25 protein-coding genes are annotated in these 26,785 nt (G+C 40.7%); 21 read left to right on the top strand and 4 right to left on the bottom strand.

Annotated features, from left to right (window positions below; translation table 11 throughout):
- The first annotated feature begins 163 nt into the window (after nt 1-163).
- Nucleotides 164-1,093, top strand: coding sequence for a group II intron reverse transcriptase (locus tag ACSVDJ_RS12400; RefSeq protein WP_439169045.1), 930 nt, complete (start codon nt 164-166; stop codon nt 1,091-1,093).
- A 60-nt stretch (nt 1,094-1,153) separates the two neighbouring features.
- A complete protein-coding gene (locus ACSVDJ_RS12395) occupies nt 1,154-1,822 on the top strand; it encodes a hypothetical protein (protein WP_439169044.1) in 669 nt (222 codons plus the stop codon).
- 433 nt (nt 1,823-2,255) lie between these two features.
- Here the strand turns inward: ACSVDJ_RS12395 and ACSVDJ_RS12390 are convergent, their stop codons facing one another.
- A complete protein-coding gene (locus ACSVDJ_RS12390; protein ID WP_518618954.1) occupies nt 2,256-3,143 on the bottom strand; it encodes an EamA family transporter in 888 nt (295 codons plus the stop codon).
- A gap of 239 nt (nt 3,144-3,382) precedes the next feature.
- Complete coding sequence (locus ACSVDJ_RS12385) at nt 3,383-4,090, bottom strand: helix-turn-helix transcriptional regulator (protein WP_439169042.1); 708 nt, start codon at nt 4,088-4,090, stop codon at nt 3,383-3,385.
- Between the two features lie 319 nt (nt 4,091-4,409).
- On the opposite strand from ACSVDJ_RS12385, the gene ACSVDJ_RS12380 reads away from it, so the two are divergent.
- Entirely contained in the window at nt 4,410-7,463 is a 3,054-nt protein-coding gene (locus ACSVDJ_RS12380; RefSeq protein ID WP_439169041.1) for a sensor histidine kinase, read from the top strand.
- Nucleotides 7,460-8,560, top strand: a complete 1,101-nt coding sequence (locus ACSVDJ_RS12375) for a response regulator (protein ID WP_439169040.1) — start codon at nt 7,460-7,462, stop codon at nt 8,558-8,560. Before ACSVDJ_RS12380 ends, ACSVDJ_RS12375 begins: the two co-directional genes overlap by 4 nt.
- Before the next feature lie 108 nt (nt 8,561-8,668).
- On the opposite strand, the gene ACSVDJ_RS12370 is transcribed toward ACSVDJ_RS12375, so the two are convergent.
- On the bottom strand, nt 8,669-9,934 hold the full coding sequence (locus tag ACSVDJ_RS12370; protein ID WP_439169038.1) for a replication-associated recombination protein A: 1,266 nt from the start codon (nt 9,932-9,934) through the stop codon (nt 8,669-8,671).
- A gap of 170 nt (nt 9,935-10,104) precedes the next feature.
- Between ACSVDJ_RS12370 and ACSVDJ_RS12365 the strand changes: the two genes are divergently transcribed.
- From ACSVDJ_RS12365 to ACSVDJ_RS12325, 9 genes are all read left to right on the top strand, one after another.
- Entirely contained in the window at nt 10,105-10,767 is a 663-nt protein-coding gene (locus ACSVDJ_RS12365) for a YczE/YyaS/YitT family protein (protein ID WP_439169037.1), read from the top strand.
- Nucleotides 10,764-11,183 carry a cysteine metabolism transcriptional regulator CymR gene (gene cymR / locus ACSVDJ_RS12360; RefSeq protein WP_439169036.1) on the top strand — a complete coding sequence of 140 codons (420 nt, stop codon included), beginning with the start codon at nt 10,764-10,766 and terminating at the stop codon, nt 11,181-11,183. Before ACSVDJ_RS12365 ends, cymR begins: the two co-directional genes overlap by 4 nt.
- A gap of 12 nt (nt 11,184-11,195) precedes the next feature.
- Nucleotides 11,196-12,341, top strand: a complete 1,146-nt coding sequence (locus ACSVDJ_RS12355) for a cysteine desulfurase family protein (protein WP_439169035.1) — start codon at nt 11,196-11,198, stop codon at nt 12,339-12,341.
- A gap of 24 nt (nt 12,342-12,365) precedes the next feature.
- Complete coding sequence (gene mnmA, locus ACSVDJ_RS12350) at nt 12,366-13,481, top strand: tRNA 2-thiouridine(34) synthase MnmA (protein ID WP_439169034.1); 1,116 nt, start codon at nt 12,366-12,368, stop codon at nt 13,479-13,481.
- 93 nt (nt 13,482-13,574) lie between these two features.
- Nucleotides 13,575-14,240, top strand: coding sequence for a tetratricopeptide repeat protein (locus ACSVDJ_RS12345; protein ID WP_439169033.1), 666 nt, complete (start codon nt 13,575-13,577; stop codon nt 14,238-14,240).
- Nucleotides 14,241-14,261: 21 nt separating this feature from the next.
- Entirely contained in the window at nt 14,262-16,655 is a 2,394-nt protein-coding gene (recD2, locus tag ACSVDJ_RS12340) for an SF1B family DNA helicase RecD2 (RefSeq protein ID WP_439169032.1), read from the top strand.
- A 107-nt stretch (nt 16,656-16,762) separates the two neighbouring features.
- Nucleotides 16,763-16,954, top strand: coding sequence for a YrzR-like zinc ribbon domain (locus tag ACSVDJ_RS12335; protein WP_439169112.1), 192 nt, complete (start codon nt 16,763-16,765; stop codon nt 16,952-16,954).
- A 191-nt stretch (nt 16,955-17,145) separates the two neighbouring features.
- A complete protein-coding gene (locus ACSVDJ_RS12330; RefSeq protein WP_439169031.1) occupies nt 17,146-17,301 on the top strand; it encodes a hypothetical protein in 156 nt (51 codons plus the stop codon).
- A 122-nt stretch (nt 17,302-17,423) separates the two neighbouring features.
- Entirely contained in the window at nt 17,424-17,546 is a 123-nt protein-coding gene (locus tag ACSVDJ_RS12325) for a DUF3918 family protein (RefSeq protein ID WP_439169030.1), read from the top strand.
- Between the two features lie 227 nt (nt 17,547-17,773).
- Here the strand turns inward: ACSVDJ_RS12325 and ACSVDJ_RS12320 are convergent, their stop codons facing one another.
- Nucleotides 17,774-18,469, bottom strand: coding sequence for a protein kinase family protein (locus ACSVDJ_RS12320; protein WP_439169029.1), 696 nt, complete (start codon nt 18,467-18,469; stop codon nt 17,774-17,776).
- Nucleotides 18,470-18,729: 260 nt separating this feature from the next.
- Here ACSVDJ_RS12320 and ACSVDJ_RS12315 point away from each other — a divergent pair, with 260 nt between their 5' ends.
- The 8 genes from ACSVDJ_RS12315 (at nt 18,730) to ACSVDJ_RS12280 (ending at nt 26,773) form a co-directional block, all read left to right on the top strand.
- Nucleotides 18,730-19,815, top strand: a complete 1,086-nt coding sequence (locus ACSVDJ_RS12315) for an AI-2E family transporter (RefSeq protein WP_439169028.1) — start codon at nt 18,730-18,732, stop codon at nt 19,813-19,815.
- Between the two features lie 323 nt (nt 19,816-20,138).
- Nucleotides 20,139-22,772 carry an alanine--tRNA ligase gene (gene alaS, locus ACSVDJ_RS12310; protein WP_439169027.1) on the top strand — a complete coding sequence of 878 codons (2,634 nt, stop codon included), beginning with the start codon at nt 20,139-20,141 and terminating at the stop codon, nt 22,770-22,772.
- An 83-nt stretch (nt 22,773-22,855) separates the two neighbouring features.
- Nucleotides 22,856-23,122: an IreB family regulatory phosphoprotein gene (locus tag ACSVDJ_RS12305; RefSeq protein ID WP_439169026.1), complete on the top strand. Its 267-nt coding sequence runs from the start codon at nt 22,856-22,858 to the stop codon at nt 23,120-23,122.
- 6 nt (nt 23,123-23,128) lie between these two features.
- The gene (ruvX, locus tag ACSVDJ_RS12300) at nt 23,129-23,545 is read left to right on the top strand and encodes a Holliday junction resolvase RuvX (protein WP_439169025.1); all 417 of its coding nucleotides are present in this window, start codon (nt 23,129-23,131) and stop codon (nt 23,543-23,545) included.
- A 16-nt stretch (nt 23,546-23,561) separates the two neighbouring features.
- Nucleotides 23,562-23,846 (top strand): DUF1292 domain-containing protein, encoded by a 285-nt coding sequence (locus ACSVDJ_RS12295; RefSeq protein WP_439169024.1) that lies wholly within the window; start codon nt 23,562-23,564, stop codon nt 23,844-23,846.
- A 96-nt stretch (nt 23,847-23,942) separates the two neighbouring features.
- On the top strand, nt 23,943-25,049 hold the full coding sequence (mltG, locus tag ACSVDJ_RS12290) for an endolytic transglycosylase MltG (RefSeq protein ID WP_439169023.1): 1,107 nt from the start codon (nt 23,943-23,945) through the stop codon (nt 25,047-25,049).
- Nucleotides 25,050-25,197: 148 nt separating this feature from the next.
- Nucleotides 25,198-25,851: an O-methyltransferase gene (locus tag ACSVDJ_RS12285; RefSeq protein ID WP_439169022.1), complete on the top strand. Its 654-nt coding sequence runs from the start codon at nt 25,198-25,200 to the stop codon at nt 25,849-25,851.
- Nucleotides 25,844-26,773: a peptidase U32 family protein gene (locus tag ACSVDJ_RS12280; protein ID WP_439169020.1), complete on the top strand. Its 930-nt coding sequence runs from the start codon at nt 25,844-25,846 to the stop codon at nt 26,771-26,773. Before ACSVDJ_RS12285 ends, ACSVDJ_RS12280 begins: the two co-directional genes overlap by 8 nt.
- Nucleotides 26,774-26,785: the final 12 nt, after the last annotated feature.

The following is a 26,785-nucleotide window of genomic DNA, read 5'->3' as shown; positions in this document are numbered from 1 at the left end:
GTAAAAATCGACTTGACGTCTACAGTTCCATGATTTTGAACTTCGACTTCATGAAATAAATGACTTTAAGCGAGACAATGGACGCCAAATTATCCAAAACCCTAATATTCATAGTAACCACGGCAAAAATTATAAACGTGGTAGAGAGTTTTATTTTAATTGGTTGCAAAATCGTAGGGTAGTTAAAATAATTCGGTACGCAGATGACTTTGTATTAATTAGCAAAGGAAAATATGATATATACGATGCAATAATGATGCTAGAAGATTGGTGTAAAGAAAACGGATTAGAAATAAACCGTGAGAAAACAAAACTTATCCCAATCCATGGGGACACACAATTGAAGTTCTTGGGTTTTAAATACCGAAAAACGAACAGTACCAAACAGAACTCGTTTATCATTTCGGTTAAAGACCAAAAGAAACTTTGGAAAGAAACGAAACGAAGACTTGAATGGTGTCTTTGGAAGGGCAATTTAGATTACTTCATCGTATATATAAGAGGAATATTTAATTACTACAATATCTGCACGAATTTAACGTGGCTTATAAGTAGAATACATTTATTGCTTATTAAAAAGATGGTTAGACGCAGAGAGGTTAAAATTGATATAGTCAGAAACCCACATGTAAGCTTTATGGTAAACGGTCAACTATTAGACCTTTGGGAGATGAGGAAACATAGTGTAAAAAGTACAACTAATTATATGTATGAAGTACACAAATTGTGGGAACCAAATCAAACAGAATATAAAGCATTAGAGTGGTTGAACTATTTCTTTGAAAACCGAACGAAAACTGGGAGAAACAGTAGTAATATTATTTATATCCCTAGTTTATTGAACCATTACAAAAAAGAACCGATTTTAGATAAACCTTATTTGTTAATGGACCCTCAAGAAATTCATTTACATCATAAAATTCCTAGAAGCTTGGGTGGTACGGATAGTTACAATAATCTTGTAATGTTAAGTAATATATCACATAAATTCGTACATGATGTGAATTTAAAATTGAAGGATTTACCAGCCTATATAAACTTAAAACAATTGAACAAATACAGAAAACTCTGTGGTTACAATTCATTAAAATAATGCGAAATTGACTATTGATGATTAGATGGAACGCCGTGTGCGGGGAAACTCGCACGCACGGTGTGGGGTGGGGGAAAAGCTGGTGATAACTTCAAAGGCTTACCTATCACCATTACGATGCATGGACAGTTATTAATGAGAGATTTGCAGCGTATGACGGTTATAAAGTTTATAAAGCTGGGAAGAAGGCTGGAAAAGGACATTATCCTGAAAATAAAAGAGGCTTTAGAAAAAGGGGTGAGAATAATGGATAACAATTCGAGAGAGAGCAAAATAGAAAACTTAAAGCATCTGAATAGACAGAGACTAATTCAACAAAAATACAGCAAAATGAATTTTCCGCCTTATGAGTTTGTCGCCTCTCATCCTGAAGAATTAGGAACCAACCTATGGACAAGAATTAATAAAGGCGAAGTTTTGAGAACAATGACTTCCTTAGATTTTAAAATTATAATTTCCGATATCAATCAGTTGTTCCAAAATGATTCTAGTGTTTGCACTGTAATATGGACAGAGACCGAAGATATTTATATGAAAATGAAAACTTTGGATCTGATTAACTATACTATGAAAATCGTAGAAGAGAGTTCGAAAGATGCATTATTATGCTGGTTCGTATTTTCAGAGGATTTGACAAAAGTTTTATTGTTGGATGAAACTGAATATGAAGAATTTCAATTAACAACCTTCGAGGAAGGGCAGGAAAAAGGTATATTCTCCCCTCGATGAACTCCAAGTTCTTTTTGACTAAACAGTAGTACTCATACTTACGACGGACAAACAAAATGATGAATGAAGGAACTACCAACTAGACCAATGTGTTATTTGAACCAAATAACAGCGATGTTTATAAAATGTTTCGATCAAATTTTTTATAAAGACTAAATCTACTCCAAAACAAAACCCACGCATTTTGATCCATATTTTCAAAATGTGTGGGTTTCTTCTATTGCAAAATCAATGTTTGCAATGCACTTTTGATCAAACTTTATTTCAAAGCTACATTCAGGGCGAAAGTTGTTTTGGCAATTCCCCGCAATCAAAGAGAAAGTGTGGAATGTCGCAAATTATGAAAAGAGAAACTGGAACAAGGAACTCGATGCCGCATTCCCCGATTGGTATGAAAATTTATCTTCTCAATTTTAATGGCGATGTAGTTCATTTATCCATCAGCTTTGACTGTTTTCATTTGTTTAGAAGAAACCGTAATATTTCCTGAAAGCAGTAATCCCGTTAGCACAAAGAATGTAGCAGTGATATCGAATATCGTTATAGCTTCATTTAAAAAGATCGCCGCTAATAAGTAGCCGAAAATCGGGGTCAAAAATAACCAATTGTTCGCTTTAACAGCATCTTGTTTCAGTAGGTAAAACCAAAGTAGCATCGTAGCGATCGAGATGATCAGTACTAACCAACTGAGGGAGCCGAGCAAATAATTATCTATATGCAAAAAGTATGTTTCGCTTTCGAGAGTGTAAGTAATGGGGACTAATAGGACACCACCGATGATGACTTGCCAAGTATTAATGACGATATTAGGGAGGTCTAACTTGACCTTTTTGAAATACACACTGCCAACCGCCATTGCTAGCATCCCTATCCCTAAAATAATCAACCCGCTAATGGTGGCCTCGCTAGTAGACAGGGAGGGCCATGTAGCGATTATTAATCCGATCCCGGCAATGATCATGCCGAGCCATTCTTTTAAAGTGACTTGCCGTTTCAGCCAAATGCATGATAACAAAGCGACGATAAAAGGATTTACGGTGACAAATAAATTAAATAAACCAGCAGAGATGCTTTTTAACGCCCAAAAAATAGCGCCTAAGTAGATGGTCGTATTCAAGACCCCTAAAATGATAAGTGGTTTCCATTCATGTAATCGAGGCCAGCGGTATGTTTTCTTTACTAGATAAATATAAACAAACAATAAGCTTCCGGCTAATAGTAAGCGAATGGTGGCTAGTGCTAACGGTGTAGTCGAGTGCAATCCAAATTTCGTGGCAATCGCCGCAGACGACCATAAAAGAGCAAATAATATACCTAACATGGTGTGCATCCAGATCAACGTCCTTTCTTTATCCCGCATTAACGGGCTGTAAGACTCCCGCCTCAACATGACAGAAGGGACGCAGACGTGTAGGTGGGAGATCAACAGCCCGTAAAAGCCCGATTGGTTCAACTAACAATCCGTGGGGGATGAAGAAAACCCCCACAGATTGAAGTTTCACTTTATGTAAGGATACGACATGTTGATGTACTGGATTTGACCGAATGTCGGGTCTATTTTTACTTATATTCTGTATTTCTACGATATTGACTCGGTGTCATGCCTTCGTACGTTTGAAAAAGTCTCGTTAACGATGATTGATGCTCCAATCCGACTTGAAGCGCGATGTGTAGAAGAGGTAAGTCTGTGTGACGTAGCAATTCTTTCGCTTTATTTAAACGTACATCTCTTATATAGGAAGCTGGGGACTTCCCGGTTTCCTTCATAAACCATTCGGAAAAATAAGTACGATTATAATGTTCAAGGGCGGCGAGCTGGCTGATCGAAATCGGTTCATCATAATGTTCATGAATATATTGAATTGACTTCGGTTGCTGTGCTTGAAGTAAATGATAGGAAATATAAGGATAGAGTTCCTTGAGTGCCGCTTTTTTGCCCGTTTCATTTAAAAGCAAGTTCCGAATCCCTTTCCAATGGTCTGTTAATCCGATAGAAGTGCTTCTATTCCGTAACTCTTTCAGCGATAGCATAAAGTAAGGAATATCTAATACTAAACATTCGTTTCGAGCAGCTGAATGAAAGGTATGATCGCACTGAGGTGGAATATAAAATAAGGTTTGATCATCCAGCTGAAGCGTTTGGGTCTCTGTTTGAATGGATAACTCTCCTTGAAGAGGGAAAATCATTTGAGCGTACAGATGAGCATGTGTATCTTGAATCGCTGAATATGTTCGCCGTTCCGCTATGATTTTTTCGATTGTCTCCATTTTGATCACTCCAAAGGATTTATTTTTTTAAACCAGCTGCAAAGAAGGGACCATTAGCTGTAATGGTGGATAGGATACGAGCCATTTTATAATTTCAAGCCATAATAAAAAAACAGGTTGTTCATTATTATAGCTTGAAATTAAGGAGGAATAAAATATGTCCAAAAACAAATTGTTACTAGCTTCATCCATTGTCGCATTAAATGGGTGGAAGTAAAAAGTGATGAAGATAACTATGTAAAAACTTATAATAGAAGTAGATAGAGAGAGTATCGTCTTCTATGTAGATATAACTAATTGTGAAAAAGGACGTATGATAATGAAGAAGAATATAACAATTATCGTTACTATTATCATGTTATTTCTCTCAGTGTTTCTGTTTGAGAATTGGAGTTATTTCGAATCTGGCAGTCGGAAAATAGTAAAAGATGGAGAGTTAACGTTAACTGAAGCGGATCTGCAAGAGAATTCAGTATGGCAGTTAGACGGTGAATGGTCTTTTTATCCGAACGAGCTCCTTTTACCAACGCAATCTCTAGAACCATATAAAGCGAATCGATTAGAAATCCCTGTTCCAAAGACATGGGATAATTATGTGGAGCCGAATACGGAAGGGGTGGCAGTCGGTACATACCATTTGAACATTCATGTACCTAAAGATGGAGAATACGGCTTTTATATAAAAACGATTCGCCAAGCCAATCGTGTATTCATCAATGGTGAAGAAGTTGGGGGGATGGGGAAACCTAGTGAGTCTGTGGCAACATTTGAAAAGGAAAATGATGATAAATATGTTGTGTTTGGTAAAAGTGAGAATCAAGTGATCGATCTTATGATTCATGTAGGTAATCATTCTTATCCGAAAGCGGGGATATTATATCCGATCCAATTTGGTGAAAAAGATGTTATTCAACAGGGCTATCTCTGGAGAATGTTAGTGGATGTCTTGGGGATCGTTGGATATATCGTATTTGGGCTGATTTACCTTATTTCATATTGGCAAAATAGAAAGCGAAAGGAAGAGTTGTTTTTCGGATTGTTTGCTGTATTGTTTGGATTTCATATGTCTCTTATCAATCAGAAATGGTTCTTCGTTTTGAATTCGGATATCGATATGAATGTACAGGTGAGTATACAGTTGGGGACAGCGCTGCTTGCTTTAGCTAGTATGACTCTGTTTGTTTATTATATGTTTCCACAATTATCTAACAAAAGGATCAACGCAGGGATTCTTGTCATTTTGATTGTCGGTGTCTTGTTTTATTCTGTTTGTGGCTTTTTTTCATACCCTGTTGATTTAACAAGTGAAGAAATATTTCTTCGTCAAAATATGTATGTTTTAGTGTTGGTTTTAGTGATTTTTTATAATATTTTTGTATTAACGAAAGCTGTCGTTCGTGATTTAGACGGGATAAAGTATATTTTAATCGTTTTAGCTTCTCTCTTTTGTTATACCGTTTTGGCGGTGCTCAATTTTTTATTTGGTGTACCGATAGACCATATCGCTTTATTATTGTTCTCACTAGTGTTGTTCGGCTTTTCTTCTCTGTTAAGTTATCGAGCAAATGTGTCGTATGAAAAGGCACAAAAGTTATCAGAAGAATTAACAGCATACAATCGAATGAAGGATGAATTTCTATTAAAGACATCGCACGAACTCCGAACACCGTTGAATGGGATACTAAATGTATCTAAATCGTTAATGGAAGGCACGCAAGGACCATTGAAGAGAGTACAACAGGAAAATGTGATGTTAATCCATAATGTAACGAAAAGACTGGAACACCTCGTTGAAGATTTACTATTTTCGTCGAATTATATGACAGGAGAAGTAAGAGTTTCCATGCAAGTGGTGCCAGTAACAGTGATGAATGAAGTTATAGAAGAAGTAGAGGTGCTTGTGCAAAACCCAAATAATATTCATTTAATATGCAATATAGATGAAGCGTTGCCACCGATGCATACAGATGAATTACGTTTTAAACAAGTGCTTTATAATTTAGTGTACAACGCATTTCGATATACAGAACAAGGGGAGATTTCCGTTCGTGCGGAAGTGCAAGACGAAATGCTTAAAATCCAAGTGAGTGATTCAGGTATCGGTATCCCATCACGTGATTTAGAGCATATTTTTAACGCTTTCTACCAAGTGAACCCTCATAATGGAAAAGGTGGTTTAGGGCTTGGGTTAAGTATTACGAAAAACATCGTAGAAGCTTTGAATGGGCAAATTAAAGTATCGAGTCGACTCGGGAAGGGAACAACTTTCACTTTTACTATCCCATTGGCGACAGAGGCAATGATTGAAATAGCCGCCGCTCGGATACCTGTCTCTAATGAAACTGAAATATTGAAATTGGAGCTTCCTATTGAACACTTCGTGAATGAAAAAACAATTTTAGTTGTGGATGACGATCATGTTAATATTAAAGTGTTAGTAGACGCCCTTAAGCAAGAAGGGTATTCGATTATTGCTGTTGATAACGGATTCGATGCTATAGACTATTTGAAAACAATGAAGGTTGATCTAATGCTTGTTGATTTAATGATGGAAGAGATGTCTGGATACGATCTATGTCGACAGGTTAGAGAAGATTATGACATGCTTGAATTGCCGATCATTATTTTAACTGCTGTTGTGAAGCATGCCGATTTAGTCTTATCACTAGAAGTCGGGGCGAATGACTACCTTCAAAAGCCGATTGATATGGATGAGTTGTTTATACGTATACGCTCTTATCTTGCTGTTCGTCAGTCCTCTGTTGAAGCGATTGAGAATGAAATGAACTTTTTATATGCTCAAGTAACACCGCATTTTGTGTATAACACGTTAAACACGATTATCGGTCTCAGTTATACTAATATCGATCAAACACGTGAAGCTTTATATTGCTTATCGACTTATTTTCGAGCGAAACTAAATGTTCATTATCGTCATGCTTTCGTTTCATTAGCAGAGGAATTAGAGCTTGTCCAAGCATATTTATATATTGAACAAATGCGTTTTGGTGAGCGCCTCGCTGTTAAATATGAGATAGATGAAACGATTGAGGTGAGAATTCCAGCGTTGACTCTCCAGCCTCTTGTTGAAAATGCTGTTTTTCATGGCATCTCCAAAAAGCAGGAAGGTGGCACGATCAAAGTAAGTGTCCAACGTGATGGTGATACGGTGCGTATTAAAATTCAAGATGACGGTGTAGGAATACGAGAAGCCGATCAAAAGATTCTGATAAATGAGGGCAATCCAAGAATTGGGTTTTCTAATCCTTTTAGAAAGATTAAACTAATAAAGAATGCTTCGTTTCAATTGTTGAGCAAGGAAGGAGAAGGAACGACCATTATGATTTCATTACCAGAAAGGAAATTGAGATGAATATCGTAATCATTGATGATGAAAAAATAGCCATCGACGTCCTAACGATTATGTTGAACAAGCTACAACAGTTTTCGATTAACATCAAAGGGGCATTCACGTATGCACAGGATGCTTTCCCACTGTTAGATAAAGAATCAATTGATATTGTGTTTTTAGATATGGAAATGATCGAAGTGCACGGTTTGAATGTCGCACAATATTTGCTAGAAAACTATCCATCTATACAAGTGATCTTTGTCACCGCCCATTCTCAGTTTGCGGTTGATGCTTTTGAAGTGAATGCGGTGGATTATTTGTTAAAGCCCGTGCATGAAAAACGATTAATTAAAGCGCTAAGAAAGGCAGAAAAATCAATAATTCATGTTGATAATAGGCAAAAAAACAATGCGTTTTATGTCCGTACGCTAGGTAGTTTTCAATTGCTCACTCCGAATCAAGAAGTAGTCAAGTGGCGTACAAAAAAAGTGAAAGAATTGTTTTTGTATTTATGGATGAATAGAAATAGATCGATGCACAGTTCAGTTATTAAAGAAGTACTTTGGCCTGAAATAGATGAAGAAAAATCTACGGGTAACCTACATACAGCGATTTATCACTTAAGAAAAGTATTTAAGCCACAAGGAATTGAGCAGCCTGTTATATTAGTAAATAATTGCTACCAGTTACAAGTAGAACTGACTAGTGATTATGAAGAATTAAATGCAATGTTAGACCAAGATCGATACAATGAAGCATCCATTCAAAAAATATTACATTTGTACAATGGCGATTTTTTATTAGGAGAAGAGTATGAATGGGCTATACAGTTAAAATATCAGTTGAAACAGCGGATATTACACTCACTTGAGAGCTACATTCGGAGTGCGGAAGCTGAGGAACACTCGGTGTTAAAACTACAAGTTTTGCAGAAAATGCTAGAGTTAGATGAGTACAATGAAGAGTACATGTATGATATGCTTCTATTTCTTATTAAACAAAATAAAAAATCGGATGTTGTGACATTTTATCAAACAGTGAAACAGCGATTAGAAGATGAATTAGGTGTAGATGTTCCACAATGTCTTCAGGAAGCATATCAACATTATTTGAAGTGATAGGAAATCAGCTCTCCAGCTAAACCATTATTGTCTAGCTAGAGGGCTGTGTGCTAATAACATTTATTAATAAAGTTCACGTCGGCATATTAGAGAAAGGAAAAATTGTTATTTCCCTCTCTCAATTTTCTCATAAATCCCCGAAAGCGCCTGCTCAAATTTCCCTGTTTTCTTCGGTTCATAATAGCGTTTGTTTTTTATTGTATTCGGCAAATATTGCTGTTTGACCCAGCCGCTTTCAAAGTCATGTGGATATTGATATTCCAGTCCACGTCCGAGTTCTTTCGCTCCTTGATAGTGAGCATCTTTTAAATGATCAGGAACGTCTCCGCTTTTGCCAGAACGAACGTCGGCGAGAGCGGCATCAATGGCAGAAATGGCGGAGTTTGATTTCGGTGATAAGCACAGCTCGATCACAGCGGAGGCAAGCGGAATTCGCGCTTCTGGGAATCCGATTTTTTCCGCTGTTTGAATGGCGGCGAATGTACGTGGCCCCGCTTGCGGGCTTGCTAAACCAATGTCTTCATAGGCGATGACGAGCAGTCTTCTGGAAATGCTCGGCAGGTCGCCAGCTTCGATTAATCGAGCTAAATAATGAAGGGCAGCATTGGCATCACTGCCGCGAATCGACTTTTGAAAGGCGCTTAACACATCGTAATGAGCATCACCATCTTTATCATGAGAGAAGCTTTTCTTCTGCAAGCATTCTTCGGCAATGTCTCGATGGATGAAAATGCATTCGTCATCATTACGCGGGGTGGATAAGACAGCCAGTTCCAGTGCATTTAACGAGCTGCGAACATCACCACCACTTGCTTGTGCGAAATGGTCTAGCGCTGATTCTTCCATTTCTACTGGATATTTTCCAAGTCCTCTTTCTTCATCTTTAAGCGCTCTCGATAATGTTTCTTTTATTTGTTCTGGTGTAAGCGGCTTTAGTTCGAAAATTTGACAGCGGCTGCGGATGGCCGGATTAATGGCGTGATACGGGTTGCTCGTTGTCGCACCGATTAACGTAATCATACCGTTTTCTAAAAAAGGCAGTAAAAAATCTTGTTTGCCTTTGTCCAAACGATGGACTTCATCGAGCAGTAAAATTACTTTCCCAGACATTTTCGCTTCTGCGGCGATGATTTCCATATCCTTTTTATTGCTTGTGACGGCATTTAATGCGCGGAAGGCATATTTCGTGCTGCCAGCGATTGCACTAGCAATCGACGTTTTTCCAATGCCAGGTGGTCCGTATAAAATCATTGAGGATAGTTGCTTCGCCGCGACCATGCGGTGAATAATTTTTCCTTCATCAACTAGATGATTTTGTCCGACGATTTCTTCAATTGTTCGTGGGCGCATGCGAAAGGCTAATGGCTTCATATGTATTCCTCATTTCTTTTTCCGAGTCTTTTTCTCCACTTTACCATATAGAATCGGTTGTGATCATGTTATTTGTTTACTGATCTATGCTATAATAGCGGAAGCGACCGTTTGAACTGGTACAATTTATATAGGTATAATAAGATATATATGAACAGGGGATTCAGCGGATGAAACAGCAAGGGAATATGGTGGTTAGGCTAATGATCTTTACGATTGGCCTTTTATTTATGTCTCTTGGCATTGTGTTGTTAATTCGAGCCGATCTCGGAGCGACGCCGTGGGATGCGCTTCACGTGGGTCTTTATGAACGGATCGGATTAACGGTAGGTACATGGTCTGTGCTCGTTGGTTTTTTCATTTTAGCGATTGCTTCTATGTATTTACGTGAATGGCCACAATTCGGAGCTTATTTAAATATGGTGCTAGTCGGAATTTTTATCGATTTATTTTTACATATGCCGATGATTGTCACACCGTCTACTTTTAGTGGAAAGTTGTGTATGTTTGTTGTAGGAACGATCGTTATGGCCTATGGGATGTCTTTTTATCTTTCAGCTCAGCTCGGCGCTGGTCCGCGCGATAGTTTTATGCTCGCTGTGATGAAGAAAACAGGCTGGAAGGTTTCTCACATTCGTCGTGGCATGGAGTTTATTGTATTAGCGATTGCTTGGGCGATCGGTGGACCGGTCAGCTTTGGTACATTTTTATTTAGTTTTATTATGGGCACAGCGGTGGGGATTTCTTTGCCGCAATGCCAGCGACTTTCAGATAGTATTATTTCAAGAGTAAATCAACGGAAACAAGAAACTAATCGAGGTGTAAATATATGAGAATTTCAACTAAAGGTCGATATGGTTTGACGATTATGATTGAATTAGCGAAGCGGCATGGAGACGGGCCGACTTCTTTGCGAGTGATTGCCGAGGTTCATAACTTATCAGAGCATTATTTAGAGCAGCTGATCGCACCGCTCCGTAATTCTGGACTAGTTCGCAGTATTCGTGGAGCTTACGGTGGCTATGTGCTTGGGAGAGAGCCGGAAAGCATTACTGCTGGTGACGTCATTCGCGTGCTAGAGGGACCGATCAGTTTAGTAGAAGGAATTGAAGACGAAGAGCCAGCGAAACGAGAGCTATGGATTCGCATTAGTGACGCAATTAAAAACGTACTAGAAAATACGACGTTAGATGATTTAGCAAAGCATACCGATCAAGGTGAATCTGACGGCTATATGTTCTACATTTAAGGGGTGATCGACATGCAACGAATTTATTTAGATCACGCGGCGACTTCGCCTGTTCATCCAGAAGTCATTGAAGTAATGAGTGTTCAAATGGCTGAAGTGTTCGGTAATCCATCGAGCATTCATTCATTCGGACGAGCAGCACGCCATGTGGTAGACGCAGCTAGAACGACGATTGCTTCAAGTATTGGTGCTGATTTTAATGAAATTATTTTTACAAGTGGTGGAACAGAAGCGGATAATTTGGCGATTGTTGGTACCGCGCGAGCGATGAAGGAACAAGGTCGTCATATTATTACAACATCCATTGAGCATCATGCGGTGTTGCATACGTGTGCACAGCTAGAGAAAGAAGGCTTTGAAGTCACATACTTGCCTGTGAATGAGTATGGTCACGTTTCAATCGAGGATGTGAAAGCGGCGCTTAGAGAGGATACGATTTTAGTTTCGATTATGTATGGAAACAATGAGGTAGGATCGATTCAGCCGATCGCAGAAGTTGGTGAGCTGTTACAAGATCATCAAGCGTCGTTTCATACCGATGCGGTCCAAGCGTACGGACTACAAGCGATTGACGTCAAAAAAGAACAGATTGATTTATTAACAACGTCAGGGCATAAAATCAATGGCCCTAAAGGCATCGGCTTTCTTTATGCAAAAGAAGGGCTAGCTTTATCGCCAACAGTATTTGGTGGTGAGCAAGAAAGAAAACGTCGGGCCGGAACGGAAAATGTGCCAGCGATTGTTGGGTTGGCAAAAGCGGTGGAAATCGCCGAGGCAAGTCGAGAAGAAAAAAGACAGCAATACATCGGCTTTAAACAGCAACTGCTTGATCATCTATCCGCTCATCAAGTCGATTTCCATCTAAACGGATCACTTGAGCAAGCGTTACCGCACGTGATAAACTTAAGCTTTCCGGGAACGGATGTTGAGGCGATGCTTGTCAATCTTGACCTTGCAGGTGTTGCGGCTTCTAGTGGCTCAGCTTGCACAGCAGGAGCGATTGAACCGTCACATGTACTAGTAGCGATGTTTGGCAAAGAATCCGATCGCCTTCGCAATTCGATTCGTTTTAGCTTTGGATTAGGAAATTCATCCGAGCAAATCGAACAAGTAGGAAAAGCGATTGCCCAAATTACTGCCCGCTTAACGAAAGCGTAAGCAAAAAGAAAGAGAGTGGACTGAATGAACAAAGCACCGAAAGATACTCGTGTCGTAGTAGGGATGTCTGGCGGAGTTGATTCTTCGGTTGCGGCCCTTTTATTAAAGGAGCAGGGCTATGATGTCATCGGCATTTTCATGAAAAACTGGGATGACACGGATGAAAACGGCGTCTGCACAGCAACAGAGGATTACAACGACGTCATACGAGTATGTAATCAAATCGGCATTCCTTATTATGCCGTCAATTTCGAGAAACAATATTGGGAGAAAGTATTCACTTATTTCCTTGATGAATATAAAGCAGGGCGAACACCGAACCCTGATGTCATGTGCAATAAAGAGATTAAATTTAAAGCCTTTTTAGAGCATGCGATCAACCTCGGCGCGGATTATTTGGCGACGGGACACTACGCGCGAGTCGATCGCAGTGGCGATGAAGTCAAAATGCTACGCGGCCTTGATGAAAACAAAGATCAAACGTACTTTTTAAATCAATTACAGCAAGAGCAATTAGAGAAAGTGATGTTTCCCATCGGCGATATTGATAAAAAACGAGTACGCGAGATTGCGACGGAGGCTGGACTGGCGACAGCGACGAAAAAAGATAGTACCGGCATTTGTTTTATCGGTGAGCGTAATTTCAAAGAGTTCCTTAGTGGATACTTACCAGCGCAGCCTGGCGATATGACGACGATGGACGGCGAAGTGAAAGGGCGTCACGACGGCTTGATGTACTACACGATCGGTCAGCGCCACGGTCTTGGCATTGGTGGTTCTGGTGACCCTTGGTTTGTTGTTGGGAAGGATTTGGAGAACAATATTCTATACGTGGAGCAAGGTTTCCATAATGAATTGCTTTACTCCAATTCATTGATTGCGGACAATATTAGCTGGGTGGTGCATCAGCCAAAGCCGTCAACTTTTGAATGTACAGCGAAGTTCCGCTATCGCCAGCAGGACAATAAAGTTACGGTTCATATGTTAGAAGATGGCAAGGTGAATGTGGAGTTTCACGAGCCGACTCGCGCGATTACACCTGGACAAGCTGTCGTTTTTTATGACGGCGAGGCATGTCTTGGCGGCGGCACGATCGATCAAGTGTTTAAAAATGGTGAACGTCTGACGTATGTCGGCTAAATAGCTGGAAAAACCTTTGAAGCATTTTATTGCTTGAAAGGTTTTTTCTTTGTATATGTTATAATTTTTTTATAAAACAGTTAGAGGTGGATTATGGATAAAAATTTACAAGGTATTGAGTTTTTACAGCAAGGAAAAATTGAAGAGGCGTTAAAGCTGTTCACAGAACGAATTGAAGAAGCGCCAGAAGAACCGACGGCTTATATTAATTTTGGACATGTGCTCTCAACGATTGGCGAATTGGAGCGAGCGGAAAAGTTTTATCAAAAAGCGATTGAAGTAGATCCAGAAGCTGGAGCCGCTTATTATGCATTCGGTACGTTTTTATATGAGCAAAATTATTTAGAGGAAGCTTGTAAACAGTTTGAGCAAGCGATACATAAAGGGTTAGAGGAAAGCGATGCCTTTTTCATGCTAGGAATGACGTTGATGCAGCTAGATCAAGCAGTGTTGGCGTTGCCTTATTTACAGCGAGCAGTTGAACTGAATGAAGAAGATACAGAAGCTCGTTTCCAATTCGGCTTAGCGTTAGCGAAAGCAAATGCGTTAAATGAGGCGATTGCTCAATTAGAGCAAGTCATCGAAGCTGATCCAGAGCATGCTGATGCGTATTATAACCTCGGTGTCGCTTATGTTGGTCATTTAGAGGATGCGGAAAAAGCGATGGTGATGTTTAATAAAGCGTTAGAAGTACAGCCGGATCATATGCTAGCAGGATACGGGAAGAAAATGATCGAAAAAGCAGCAGAAGAAAGTTAAGACTAGTGAGGGGTGGCGCATATGGAACAGGATTCGATGGATTTATTCGCGGATGGAGAAAAGTATGTAAAAGGTCGCCATCTTGTCACGATTTTCCACAATAAAGAGAACTTTTACTCCGTTTTACGCATTCGCGTGTCAGAAACGAACGATAATTATGATGAAAAAGAAGCGGTCGTTACCGGCTACTTTCCACAAATTCATGAGCAGGAAATGTATGTGTTTTACGGGAATTTCAAAGAGCATCCGAAATTCGGGCGTCAGTTCCATGCGAGAGTGGCTCAAAAAGAAATTCCACAAACGAAGCAAGGAATTGTGACGTATTTATCGAGTGAATTGTTTAAAGGGATCGGTAAAAAAACGGCCGAACAAATCGTGGAGACGCTCGGTGATGGAGCGATTTCCAAAATTTTGGACAACCCGGCTGTGCTTGAAGAAGTGCCAAGGCTGCCGGCGGATAAAGCGAAAAAGCTATACGAGACGTTGCTTGAGCATCAAGGATTAGAGCAGGTAATGATTGCCCTCAACCAATACGGCTTTGGTCCGCAGTTATCAATGAAAATCTTTCAAGCGTATCAGCAGCAATCGATTGAAATCATTCAAAAAAACCCGTATCAACTTGTGGAAGATATAGAAGGGATCGGTTTTGGTCGTGCTGATGAACTTGGCGCACAAATCGGTATTCAAGGGGAGCATCCGGATCGTTTGAAAGCCGGCATTTTATTTACGGTGGAACAGCAATGCTTGCAGGAAGGCCATTGTTATTTAGAAGCTGAGCCGTTATTGCAGGCGGTGAAAGCATTGCTTGAAAAAAGCGGTCGAGAGGAAATTTCGTTTGAAGCGATTGCTAAGCAGTTAATCGCTCTTGAAGAAGAGGGGAAAGTAGTCGGTGAAAACGATCGTGTATTTTTACTTTCTTTATTTTTTTCCGAAAAAGGACTCGTGACGAATATTGAACGGCTATTAAAGCAAAAACAATACGAAGATCAATTTCCTGAGTCCGAATTTTTGTTGGCGCTCGGTGATTTAGAGGAGCGAACTGGTGTGCAATATGCACCGACGCAAAAAGAAGCGATTCAAACGGCTTTAATGTCGCCGATGATGTTGTTAACTGGAGGACCAGGGACAGGAAAAACGACCGTTATTAAAGGGATTGTTGAGTTGTATGCAGAGTTACATGGTTGTTCACTTGATCCGAACAGCTATGGGAAGGATGAGCCCTTTCCGATTAAATTAGCGGCACCGACTGGGCGAGCGGCGAAACGAATGGCGGAATCGACGGGTCTGCCTGCTGTGACGATCCATCGATTGCTTGGCTTTAACGGTCAAGAAACGCTAGACGATGAGGAAGGAAGGGAAATTGAAGGGCGATTATTAATCATTGATGAAATGTCGATGGTTGATACGTGGCTCGCTCATCAATTATTTAAAGCTCTTCCTGATGATATCCAAGTGGTGCTAGTCGGCGATGAAGATCAGCTCCCATCTGTTGGCCCAGGGCAAGTGTTAAAAGATCTTCTCGCCTCAGAAGTGATTTCAACCGTGTGCTTGACCGACATTTATCGTCAAGCAGAAGGGTCTTCCATCATTGAAATGGCGCATGAAATTAAAAAAGGAAAACTACCGACGAACGTCACTCAACAGCAAAAGGATCGCTCCTTTTTAACGTGTCGGGTGCAGCAAATTCCTGAAGTTGTAGAGAAAGTCGTCCAAAATGCGATCAAAAAAGGATTTACGGCACGAGATATTCAAGTACTCGCACCGATGTATAGAGGTCCCGCGGGGATTGATCGACTGAATGTCATCCTGCAAGAAATCTTTAATGGAGACCCTGATGGCTCGCGCAAAAAGCTAGCATTTGGTGATGTGGAATATCGAATCGGTGATAAAGTGTTACAGCTTGTGAATCAGCCGGAGCAAAATATTTTTAACGGTGATATTGGCGAAGTCGTTTCGATCTTTTATGCAAAAGAAAATACCGAAAAACAGGATATGGTGATCGTTTCTTATGACGGCAATGAAGTCACCTATGCGAGAGCGGACTTGAATCAAATTACGCACGCGTTTTGTTGTTCGATTCATAAATCACAGGGAAGTGAATTCCCGATTGTGATCTTGCCAGTCGTGAAAAGCTACTACCGCATGTTAAGGCGTAATTTATTGTATACGGCGATTACAAGAAGTAAACAATTTCTCATTTTATGTGGGGAAGAAGAGGCGTTTCGAATGGGAATCGAAAGAAATGACGATCTAACTCGAAAAACGACCCTTAAAGAAAAACTGCTCGTCATGTTGCATCCGCAAAACCAACAGGTAAAGAGTGAAGAACCTCTTTCATTAACAGAGGAAACAATGACAGCGATTGATCCAATGATCGGCATGGAAAATGTTTCGCCTTATGATTTTCTAGACTAAGACCATACTAAAGCTGTCGAGATCATTCTTTCTTGACATATGTATAAAAAGCCTTGAACGTGGACACCCTTTTAGCAAAAAGCTAAGAGAAGTGCGAGGTGGCATACATGCTCACATGCCCAAACTGTCAAGGTAAAGAAATCGGAAAAATCGGCACCACCCAGTATTACTGCTGGAACTGCTTTATCGAACTCTCCGTTATCGACGACCTCATCTCCGTCCATCAAGTCGAAGAAGACGGCTCACTCAGCTCCCTCGACGACCTGTTTGAGGAAGACCAAAGAAAAATGAGTTTATAACCGAAAAGCGGAGCCGACTGTTCAGACACGACAAGCAAATGACAGAATGACGAAATGGCGTACTTCAGCCATGCAGTCAGGCTGACATTTGACTCGAGTGTCTAGGAGGCGGAGCTGGACACCTGAAAAGCGGAAGGTGCTGTTCAGCGACGTATGGACTGGAGCGATCCGCACGAGATAAAGGAAACACGATGAACGTTAGTGAATCGATGTTGACTTATCGCAAGGAGGATAGCGGAAGTCCACCAGTCGCTAGCGCCTGTAGCTGGACATCACGAAAAGCGGAAGGTGCTGTTCAGCGACGTATGGACTGGAGCGATCCGCACGAGATAAAGGAAACACGATGAACGCGAGTGAATCGATGTTGACTTATCGCAAGGAGGAACGTGGAAGTCCACTAGTCGTTAGCACCTGTAGCTAGACAAAGAAAAGCGGAGCCTGAATAAAACTAAACCTGGAGGCGGATACTATGTCTAGAACAATGACTTCTTTAGTCGGACTGGGCGCGGGGATGGCTGTAATGGCTGTGTTTAACCGCAACAACTCCACATTCGGCGGTAGAATGCTCAAAAGAATGAGAAGAATGTTTTAATAAAGAAAAGCGGAAGGCGCTGATCAGCGACGTATGGACTGGAGTCATCCGCACGAGATAAAGGAAACACGATGAACGCCAGTGAATCGATGTTGACTTATCGCAAGGAGGATGTCGGAAGTCCACTAGTCGTTAGCGCCTGTAGCTGGACAGAGAAAAGCGGAAGGCGCTGACCAGCGACGTATGGGCTGGAACGATCCGTACATTAAGCAAGGAGGATGCCCATCTCATCGGGCATCCTCTTTGCTTTGATTTTTTGCAAACAGCGAAAGCAATTGGTTGATCATCTTATTGGAAAATCCAACTGCTTGATATTTTTGATAATGACCTTTAGCAAAGTCAATTAGTTCAATAGGGATTTTACGATGACGGATGAGTGGGTAGTACATTCGGTAGCCCTCTTTTAAATGCTCCCATCGCTTGTCGTCTCCTGGTAACACATATTCAGACACGTCAATCAGTTTGATCGTCTCGTCTTGCATAATAATATTTTTCAAATGAATATCGCGAGGGTTGAGTCCGACTTGACGAGCATAAGCGATGGCTTCGTCTACCTGTTCAATCACACGAGATGGGATATTTATTCCTTCGATGAGGCAGTCTTGTAAATGGATTCCGTGTTCGTAGCTAATCGCAATAAACCGTTCACCTGTTCCGTAAAACGTAGGAAAGTAAGGGTGATTGTTAAGTTTTTCGTATGCTTTTACTTCATTCCGCCTAGTTTCTTCTTTGGCGTGAGCATATATTTTGAATGCATATTGAGGAAAATCAGCGTGGACAAACACCGCAGCATCTGTTCCTTTTCCGACACATGTCCATTGAGGTGGAAGTGCCTCAATGGTGACTAATTCATTTTTGGGGGAAGCAGAGATGTTACATTCCTTCACTAATAATTCGATATCTTTCCGATTAAATTCTTTCACGTTTGTTTTGTTTTCCTCCTTATTGAAAGTAAATATATAGTTAGTTCATCTAAAAATTAGGGTTTATAAAAATATTTATGCAATGACTATAAGAAAAACACAGAACTTATTAAGTTATTATAGAGGAAAAGAATATAGTTAGCTATTAAGAAGGGTGCGATATAGCAATCTTGTTTTTGTTTAGTTGAAAAAAATATGTTGTCAATGAATAAATAGCATCTATTCTGCCACAAACTAAGCAAAAAGGATGTTTTTTCATCATGGAAAGCAAAATCAAATTAAAGTGGCTTTATATGGCGAGTGCGGCTTTATTAACGTTATTAACGATATATGTCTTGTTTTTGCTAAGGTCATTGTTGTTGCCGATTTTTCATTGGATATGGATTAGTACATTACCGTTTTTGTTAGGTGGCTTTATCGCTTATTTGCTTCATCCGCTTGTGGAGGCGATGGTGAAACGGGGGATTTCGCGGGTAGGGGCTATTATTATGATTTACATTTTATTTTTTGGGCTTTTTGGCTTTGCGATATTTAAAGGAACGCCATTATTTATTCAGCAGCTGAGGGACTTATCGGCGAGTGCGCCAAAAATATCACAAATGTATGAACAACAAATGATCGTCTTGCAAGTAGAAACATTAAATTGGCCAGATGGTTTGCAAGAGCAGCTTCGCGAGCGGCTCATGCGCTTTGAAGGCTGGTTAACCGGGTTAGTCGAACAGTTTATGAACATATTGATGAAAGCGATCAATTTTTTATTTTTATTAGCGATTGTTCCCTTCATCTCTTTTTATTTATTGAAAGATATGAGCCGCGTCAAGAAAACAGCTTGGAAAATAACGCCGAAGCGATGGCGCACTCGGGCTTTACGCTTTGTGAATGAACTCGATTATTCGTTAGGCTCCTACATTCGCGGACAGCTCTTCGTTTGCTTATTAATCGGAGGAGCAGCATCGCTATTATTTGCGATGATTGGTCTTCCTTATCCGATTTTGCTTGGAGGAATTATAGGCGTTACGAATGTGATTCCTTATTTTGGACCGCTGATTGGAGCTGTGCCAGCGATCTTTGTGGCGCTTATGATTTCTTTTAAAATGGCTATATATACAGCCATTATCGTGTTTGCTTTACAATTCATTGAAGGAAATATTCTCTCTCCTTGGATTGTTGGCAAGAGCTTGCATCTTCATCCGCTGTTCATTATTGGGGCTTTGTTGGCTGGGGGAGAAATCGGTGGAGTGATAGGGATGGTTGTAGCGGTTCCTGTACTGATCATAGTAAAGGCAGCATTTTCTGCGGATCGGCGGGTAAAGGCTCGACTACACAAGCCTCTCATTGACAAGTAGGGATGAAGTTTTTTATAATTCGGTTATAATTGAAATGTTAAATCGACGAAGGATTGAGTATGTTATAGTCCACCTACTGGTCATCGCACTGCAGAGAGGAGCTTCCTTGGCTGAAAGAAGTTCTAGGTGAAGGATAACAGAAAGCTAGTCCAGAGAGCAGTTAATCGCTGTCGTTAGCCGCGTTAAGGCAGAAGAGAGATAAATCGAATGATCGATTTATAATCAGGGTGGTACCGCGAAAAGCTTCGTCCCTGTCCGGGGAACGGGGCTTTTTTTGTTGTCTTTAACCTGTAAAATAATTGTTAATCAAGGAGGAATTTATAATGAAAACATTAACTGGTGCACAAATTCGTCAAATGTTTTTAGACTTTTTCCAGGAAAAAAATCATCGAGTAGAGCCGAGTGCTCCGCTTGTGCCGCATGATGATCCAAGTTTGTTATGGATCAATAGTGGAGTCGCAACATTAAAGAAATATTTTGATGGTCGGGTAATTCCAGAGAATCCGCGAATTACGAACGCCCAAAAGTCGATTCGGACAAATGATATTGAGAATGTAGGAAAAACGGCTCGTCATCATACATTCTTTGAAATGCTAGGCAACTTCTCGATCGGTGAATATTTCAAAAAAGAAGCGATTCACTGGGCATGGGAATTTTTGACGGACGAAAAATGGATGGCGTTTGAAGCGGATAAATTATCTGTGACGATTCACCCAGAGGATGATGAAGCGTTTGAAATTTGGAATAAGGAAGTCGGTTTACCGGAAGAAAGAATCATTCGTTTAGAAGGGAACTTCTGGGATATTGGTGAAGGGCCAAGCGGACCGAACACCGAAATTTTCTACGATCGCGGCGAATCTTATGGCAATGATGCCAATGATCCTGAATTATATCCGGGTGGAGAAAATGAACGCTATTTAGAAATTTGGAATCTTGTATTTTCTGAATTTAACCATAACCCAGATGGTACATACACACCGCTGCCGAAGAAGAACATTGATACGGGGATGGGGCTTGAGCGTATGGTTTCCGTCGTTCAAGAAGTGCCAACGAACTTCGATACCGATTTATTTATGCCAATTATTGAAGCAACAGAAGCAATTTCTGGTGAGAAATACCGTGAAAGTGTCGAAAAAGATGTCGCGTTCAAAGTGATTGCGGATCATATTCGTACAGTCGCTTTTGCAATTGGTGATGGAGCGCTTCCTTCGAATGAAGGCCGTGGCTATGTGTTGCGTCGTCTATTACGTCGTGCGGTACGCTATGCGAAGCAAATCCGTATTAACCGTCCATTTATGTTTGAATTAGTGCCGGTTGTCGGTGAAATTATGAAGGATTTCTATCCGGAAGTATCAGCGAAAACGGAATTTATTCAAAAGGTGATTAAAAACGAAGAAGAACGCTTCCATGAAACGCTTCATGAAGGGTTAGCGATTTTATCATCTATGATCGAAACAGCGAAAAGCAAAGGTTCTGATGTGATCGCAGGAGAAGATGTGTTCCGTTTATATGATACGTATGGCTTCCCTGTAGAATTAACAGAGGAATATGCGGAAGAAGAAGGCATGAAGGTCGATCACGAAGGCTTTGATAAAGAAATGGAAAACCAACGTGAACGCGCGCGTGCCGCTCGTCAAGATGTCGATTCGATGCAAGTTCAAGGCGGCGTGTTAGGTGACATTAAAGTAGCAAGTCAATTTAGCGGCTATGACCAATTAACGGTAGAGGCGACGGTGGCGGTTATCATTGCTAACGGTGAGATCGTTGAATCAGCGACAGCAGGCGAAGAAGTTCAATTTATTTTGGATGAAACACCGTTCTATGCTGAAAGCGGCGGTCAAATTGCCGATAAAGGGGTATTAGAAGCAGACGGCCTTCGCGTAGTCATCCAAGACGTGAAAAAAGCACCGAATGGCCAGCATGTACAGCAAGCAATTGTGGAACAAGGTACATTGAAAACGGGTCAAAAAGTGACTGCTCAAGTAGACGAGGCAGCGCGAGGCAAAATTATTAAAAACCATACAGCTACGCATCTTTTACACCAAGCATTAAAGGATGTTCTTGGGACGCATGTTAACCAAGCAGGTTCATTAGTAGGTCCGGATCGTCTGCGCTTTGACTTCTCTCATTTCGGTCAAGTACAGCCGGAAGAGTTAGAGCAAATTGAAACGATCGTTAATGAGAAAATTTGGAGAAGCCTAGCAGTTGATATTGCCAATAAGTCACTTGATGAAGCGAAAGCGATGGGAGCGATGGCACTGTTTGGTGAAAAATATGGGGACGAGGTTCGTGTCGTGTCTGTTGGGGATTATAGCCTTGAGCTATGCGGTGGCTGTCATGTACCGAATACGTCTGTCATTGGTTTATTTAAAGTTGTATCTGAAAGCGGAATTGGTGCAGGAACACGCCGGATTGAAGCTGTGACAGGTGAAGCGGCTTACCAATTGTTAAATCAGCAAGTGACTTTACTGAAAGAAGCGGCGAATAAGTTAAAGGCGAATCCGAAAGATATTGTGACAAAAGTGGAAAGCTTGCAAGCAGAGATGAAAGAATTACAGCGCGAAAATGAATCACTTCTACACAAATTGTCTAATATAGAAGCAGGAAGTTTATTAGACAACGTCAAAGAAGTAAATGGTGTGAAATTTTTAGCTGCTCGTGTACAAGCGACAGACATGAACAACTTGCGTACGATGGCAGATGAGTTAAAACAAAAGCTTGATTCTGGCATTATCGTCTTAGCGGCACCGAGTGAAGATAAAGTGAATATTATTGCGGGTGTGACGAAAGATTTAGTAGACAAAGGCTATCATGCTGGTAAGCTTGTGAAAGAAGTCGCATCACGTTGTGGTGGTAGCGGCGGTGGACGCCCAGATATGGCTCAAGCAGGAGCGAAAGACCCTTCGAAAACAGAGGAAGCACTACAATTTGTTGAAGAATGGGTGAAATCCGTTTGATTCCATGGCGATTTATTGTACAATGTAAATAACTTGTACAAAAGCAGGCTGACACTTGTTAAGCCTAAAGCGAGGTGCTAATTATGAGCTCTTTTGATCAAACGATGAGATTTAATTTTCCTGAGGAGCCGTTTGAACAAGATGTGAAAGAAGTATTGTTTAAGGTGCATGATGCCCTTCAGGAAAAAGGATATAATCCAATCAATCAAATTGTCGGTTACTTACTTTCCGGGGACCCTGCTTATATCCCGCGCCATAACGATGCACGTAATTTGATCCGCAAGCTTGAGCGTGATGAAATTATTGAAGAGCTTGTGAAAACGTACTTGAAACAGGAGCGAGAGGGATAAGTTTTTATGAGAGTAATGGGTTTAGACGTCGGCTCGAAAACAGTTGGCGTCGCAATTAGTGATGAATTGGGCTTTACTGCTCAAGGAATTGAAACAGTTCGTATCGATGAAGAAAAACAAGATTTTGGATTGGATCGGCTTGACATTCTTTGCGAGCAATATAACATCGAGAAATTTGTTGTTGGATTGCCGAAGAATATGAACAATACGATTGGACCGCGCGGAGAAGCTTCCCAAGCATTTGCACGAAAGCTTGAGGAGCGCTACTCGTTGCCTGTGGTCCTCTGGGATGAACGCATGACCACAATGGCAGCCGAGCGGGTATTGCTTGAAGCTGATGTTAGCCGCAAGAAGCGCAAGAAAGTAATCGACAAAATGGCAGCCGTGATGATCCTCCAAGGATTTCTCGATAGCCAATATTAATGAGGTGGAAAATAATATGACACATGATGAAAAACAAATTACAATTATTGATGAAAACGGAAATGAGCAATTATGCGAAGTGTTGTTCACATTTGATTCTGACGCATTCGAAAAATCGTACGTGCTTTACTTCCCAGTAGGAGCAGAAGAAGATGAAAATGAAGAAATCGAAATTCATGCATCTTCCTTCATTCCGGCAGAAGACGGCCAAGACGGTGAATTAATGCCGATCGAAAGCGATGAAGAATGGGATTTAATTGAGGAAATGTTAAACACATTCCTTGATGAAGAAGAGGAATAAGAAAAAAGGACCGGGCTTCCCGGTCCTTTTTTGATGGAATTGTAGTATAATGGGAGGGCGAAGAATGACTCGTTTAATGTTGAAAGGGGACAAAATATGTCGAATCAGCTTTATTTGCAGCCTCCGGGGAGAAAGAGGCGGTTGAAGAAATCGATCATTTTGATGATCATCACTTTCTTTCTAGTTATAGGGGGGGCAGCAGCAGGCATTTATTTCTTTGTGCAGTCAGCACTTCAACCTGTTGACAAAAATGATCAAACCCCAATTTCAGTTTCCATTCCAATTGGTTCTAGCCTTTCCGTCATCGCTGATCAGCTTGAACAAAAAGGTGTAGTGAAAAATGCGGAAATCTTTAAATACTATGTGAAATATAAAGCAGAAGGCCCTTTTCAAGCGGGCAACTATTCCTTCCATCCAGCCATGACGATTGATGAGTTGATCGAAATGTTGAAAACAGGAACGGTTGTAGCGGGAGAAGTTGAGTTAGCCATTCCAGAAGGATACCAATTGTCGCAAATTGCTGAGATCATTAGTAAAGAAACAGGCCGCAGTCAAAGCGAAATCCTCAAAGTTATGAATGACCGAACGTTTATTAAACAAATGATTCAAAAATATCCGGAGCTATTGACGGAAGAAATTTTAGCGGAAAAGATTAAATACCCGCTAGAAGGCTATTTATATCCAGCAACGTATCAGTATGGAGATAAGAAAAAGCCCGTCAAAGAGATCATAGAAGATATGATTAAGAAAACGGATCGTGTATTAGCGCAATACCGACCGTCGATGGCCGCGAAGAAAATGTCAGCGCATCAGCTATTGACGATGTCTTCCCTCATTGAAAAGGAAGCAACGGAGAAGGCGGATCGTCGAAAGATCTCTAGCGTCTTCTACAATCGCCTAGCGGAAAATATGCCGTTGCAAACGGACCCAACGGTGTTATATGCTCTTGGAAAGCATAAAAGTCGTGTGTATTACAAAGATTTAAAGGTAGAGTCACCTTATAATACGTATAAAGTGAAAGGGCTCACACCAGGACCGATTAGCAATAGTGGCGTGTCTTCGGTCGAAGCTGCTTTAAATCCAGAAACGACGGACTATCTCTATTTTCTAGCTTCACCAGCTGGCGATGTATATTATTCGAAAACGCTAGAAGAACATAATCAGCTGAAGGAAAAGTACATTACGAATGCGAAACAACCGTGAATGAGAACAGTCGCTTTTTACTCTATAATATGTTAAAATAGTTCAAGTGTTTTTTAGTCAATGGATAATAAAGTGCAAAAACAGGTAGAAAGCTTTAGGGGGCTTTCTTCTTTTTCTTGTTAAGCCTTTTTAGAAAAGGGGAGCGAAATTGGACGATAAAATCCATCATTATATAGAAACGTTAGTTAGGGAGCGGTCGGATCTGTTTGTTGAAATGGAGGAGTTTGCTAGAGAGCATCGAGTGCCGATTATGGAGGTAGTAGGTATCGAAACGCTTCTTCAAATGTTAAGATTACAAAAGCCGAAGAGAATTCTAGAGATTGGTACAGCGATCGGCTATTCTGCTTTACGAATGGCAGCTGCTCTTCCGGGAACAGAAATCGTCACGGTCGAACGTGATTCAGAGCGTTATCAAAAGGCACTGGAATATATCGAACGTGCAGAATATAAGGACCAAGTGACCGTTATTTATGGAGACGCATTAGAGGTTGTTAATGAAGTCGGAGAGAAGGGACCGTATGATGCGATTTTTATCGACGCAGCTAAAGGTCAGTATACGAAATTCTTTAAACATTACACGGTATTTTTAACGAACCAAGGGACGGTTTATACCGATAATGTTTTATTCAAAGGGTATGTTGCTGAAGAATTAGTTCAGACGAAACGAACGCGAAACTTAGTGACAAAAATTCAAAAGTATAATGAATGGTTGATGAGTCACCCAGATTACGACACGGCGATGATCCCGGTCGGTGATGGATTAGCTGTCAGCCTTAAAAGAGGTGGAAAGAAACATGAATAAACCAGAATTACTCGTAACTCCCAATAGTGTGGAGGCTATTTTGCCGTTAGCGGAAGCTGGAGCCGATGCATTTGTTATTGGAGAGCAGCGTTACGGCTTACGATTAGCGGGAGAATTCAATCGTGAAGAAGTGAAGAAAGCGATTGAGCTTGCACATTCCTTAGGGAAAAAAGTATATGTCGCTATGAATGCGATTTTTCATAATGATCGAGCAAATGAATTAGATGACTACGTTGCTTTTTTACAAGAAGCAAATTGTGATGCGATTATTTTTGGTGATCCTGCTGTAGTCATGGCTGTTCGCCAAATGGCTCCTACTATGCCGCTTCATTGGAATACTGAAACGACAGCAACGAACTATTTTACGTGTAATTATTGGGGCAAAAGAGGAGCGGTTCGCGCGGTGCTAGCTCGTGAGCTAAACATGGATACGGTTGTGGAAATGAAGGAAAATGCCGAAGTTGCGATTGAAGTACAAGTGCATGGCATGACGTGCATGTTCCAATCGAAGCGCCCATTGCTCGGACATTATTTTGAATACCAAGGCAAATCAATGGAAATTGAAAACCGTAAAGAAGCGAAAAATATGTTTCTTCATGATCAAGAGCGCAGCAATAAATACCCGATTTATGAGGATGAAAACGGCACTCATATTATGAGTCCGAATGATATTTGTATCATTGACGAGCTACAGGAAATGATAGAAGCCGGAATTGATAGCTTTAAAATTGACGGGGTGCTACATTCACCTGAATACCTGTTAGAAGTAACGAAATTATATCGTCAAGCGATTGATTTATGTGTAGACGAGCCAGAACAATACGAAGAAGTCAAAGATGAACTTCTTGAAAAAATAGAAGCGATTCAACCGAAACATCGTCCACTCGATACCGGCTTTTTCTTTAAAGAAACGGTTTATTAAGGAGGAACTAAT

The sequence above is a fragment of the Bacillus sp. Hm123 genome, from assembly GCF_051842975.2.
GTDB lineage: Bacteria > Bacillota > Bacilli > Bacillales > Domibacillaceae > Bacillus_CE.
This window is presented reverse-complemented; position numbering and strand designations above follow the sequence as displayed.

Bases quoted from the DNA above. Each gene is read 5' to 3' on its own strand.
- ACSVDJ_RS12295 (WP_439169024.1), top strand. From the start codon at position 23,562: ATGACACATGATGAAAAACAAATTACAATTATTGATGAAAACGGAAAT.
- ACSVDJ_RS12305 (WP_439169026.1), top strand. From the start codon at position 22,856: ATGAGCTCTTTTGATCAAACGATGAGATTTAATTTTCCTGAGGAGCCG.
- ACSVDJ_RS12345 (WP_439169033.1), top strand. From the start codon at position 13,575: ATGGATAAAAATTTACAAGGTATTGAGTTTTTACAGCAAGGAAAAATT.
- ACSVDJ_RS12365 (WP_439169037.1), top strand. From the start codon at position 10,105: ATGAAACAGCAAGGGAATATGGTGGTTAGGCTAATGATCTTTACGATT.
- ACSVDJ_RS12370 (WP_439169038.1), bottom strand. From the start codon at position 9,934: ATGAAGCCATTAGCCTTTCGCATGCGCCCACGAACAATTGAAGAAATC.
- cymR (WP_439169036.1), top strand. From the start codon at position 10,764: ATGAGAATTTCAACTAAAGGTCGATATGGTTTGACGATTATGATTGAA.
- ACSVDJ_RS12330 (WP_439169031.1), top strand. From the start codon at position 17,146: ATGAACGTTAGTGAATCGATGTTGACTTATCGCAAGGAGGATAGCGGA.
- ACSVDJ_RS12385 (WP_439169042.1), bottom strand. From the start codon at position 4,090: ATGGAGACAATCGAAAAAATCATAGCGGAACGGCGAACATATTCAGCG.
- alaS (WP_439169027.1), top strand. From the start codon at position 20,139: ATGAAAACATTAACTGGTGCACAAATTCGTCAAATGTTTTTAGACTTT.
- ACSVDJ_RS12280 (WP_439169020.1), top strand. From the start codon at position 25,844: ATGAATAAACCAGAATTACTCGTAACTCCCAATAGTGTGGAGGCTATT.
- ACSVDJ_RS12355 (WP_439169035.1), top strand. From the start codon at position 11,196: ATGCAACGAATTTATTTAGATCACGCGGCGACTTCGCCTGTTCATCCA.
- mltG (WP_439169023.1), top strand. From the start codon at position 23,943: ATGTCGAATCAGCTTTATTTGCAGCCTCCGGGGAGAAAGAGGCGGTTG.
- ACSVDJ_RS12325 (WP_439169030.1), top strand. From the start codon at position 17,424: ATGTCTAGAACAATGACTTCTTTAGTCGGACTGGGCGCGGGGATGGCT.
- ACSVDJ_RS12390 (WP_518618954.1), bottom strand. From the start codon at position 3,143: ATGTTAGGTATATTATTTGCTCTTTTATGGTCGTCTGCGGCGATTGCC.
- recD2 (WP_439169032.1), top strand. From the start codon at position 14,262: ATGGAACAGGATTCGATGGATTTATTCGCGGATGGAGAAAAGTATGTA.
- ruvX (WP_439169025.1), top strand. From the start codon at position 23,129: ATGAGAGTAATGGGTTTAGACGTCGGCTCGAAAACAGTTGGCGTCGCA.
- ACSVDJ_RS12380 (WP_439169041.1), top strand. From the start codon at position 4,410: ATGAAGAAGAATATAACAATTATCGTTACTATTATCATGTTATTTCTC.
- ACSVDJ_RS12315 (WP_439169028.1), top strand. From the start codon at position 18,730: ATGGAAAGCAAAATCAAATTAAAGTGGCTTTATATGGCGAGTGCGGCT.
- ACSVDJ_RS12335 (WP_439169112.1), top strand. From the start codon at position 16,763: ATGCTCACATGCCCAAACTGTCAAGGTAAAGAAATCGGAAAAATCGGC.
- mnmA (WP_439169034.1), top strand. From the start codon at position 12,366: ATGAACAAAGCACCGAAAGATACTCGTGTCGTAGTAGGGATGTCTGGC.
- ACSVDJ_RS12375 (WP_439169040.1), top strand. From the start codon at position 7,460: ATGAATATCGTAATCATTGATGATGAAAAAATAGCCATCGACGTCCTA.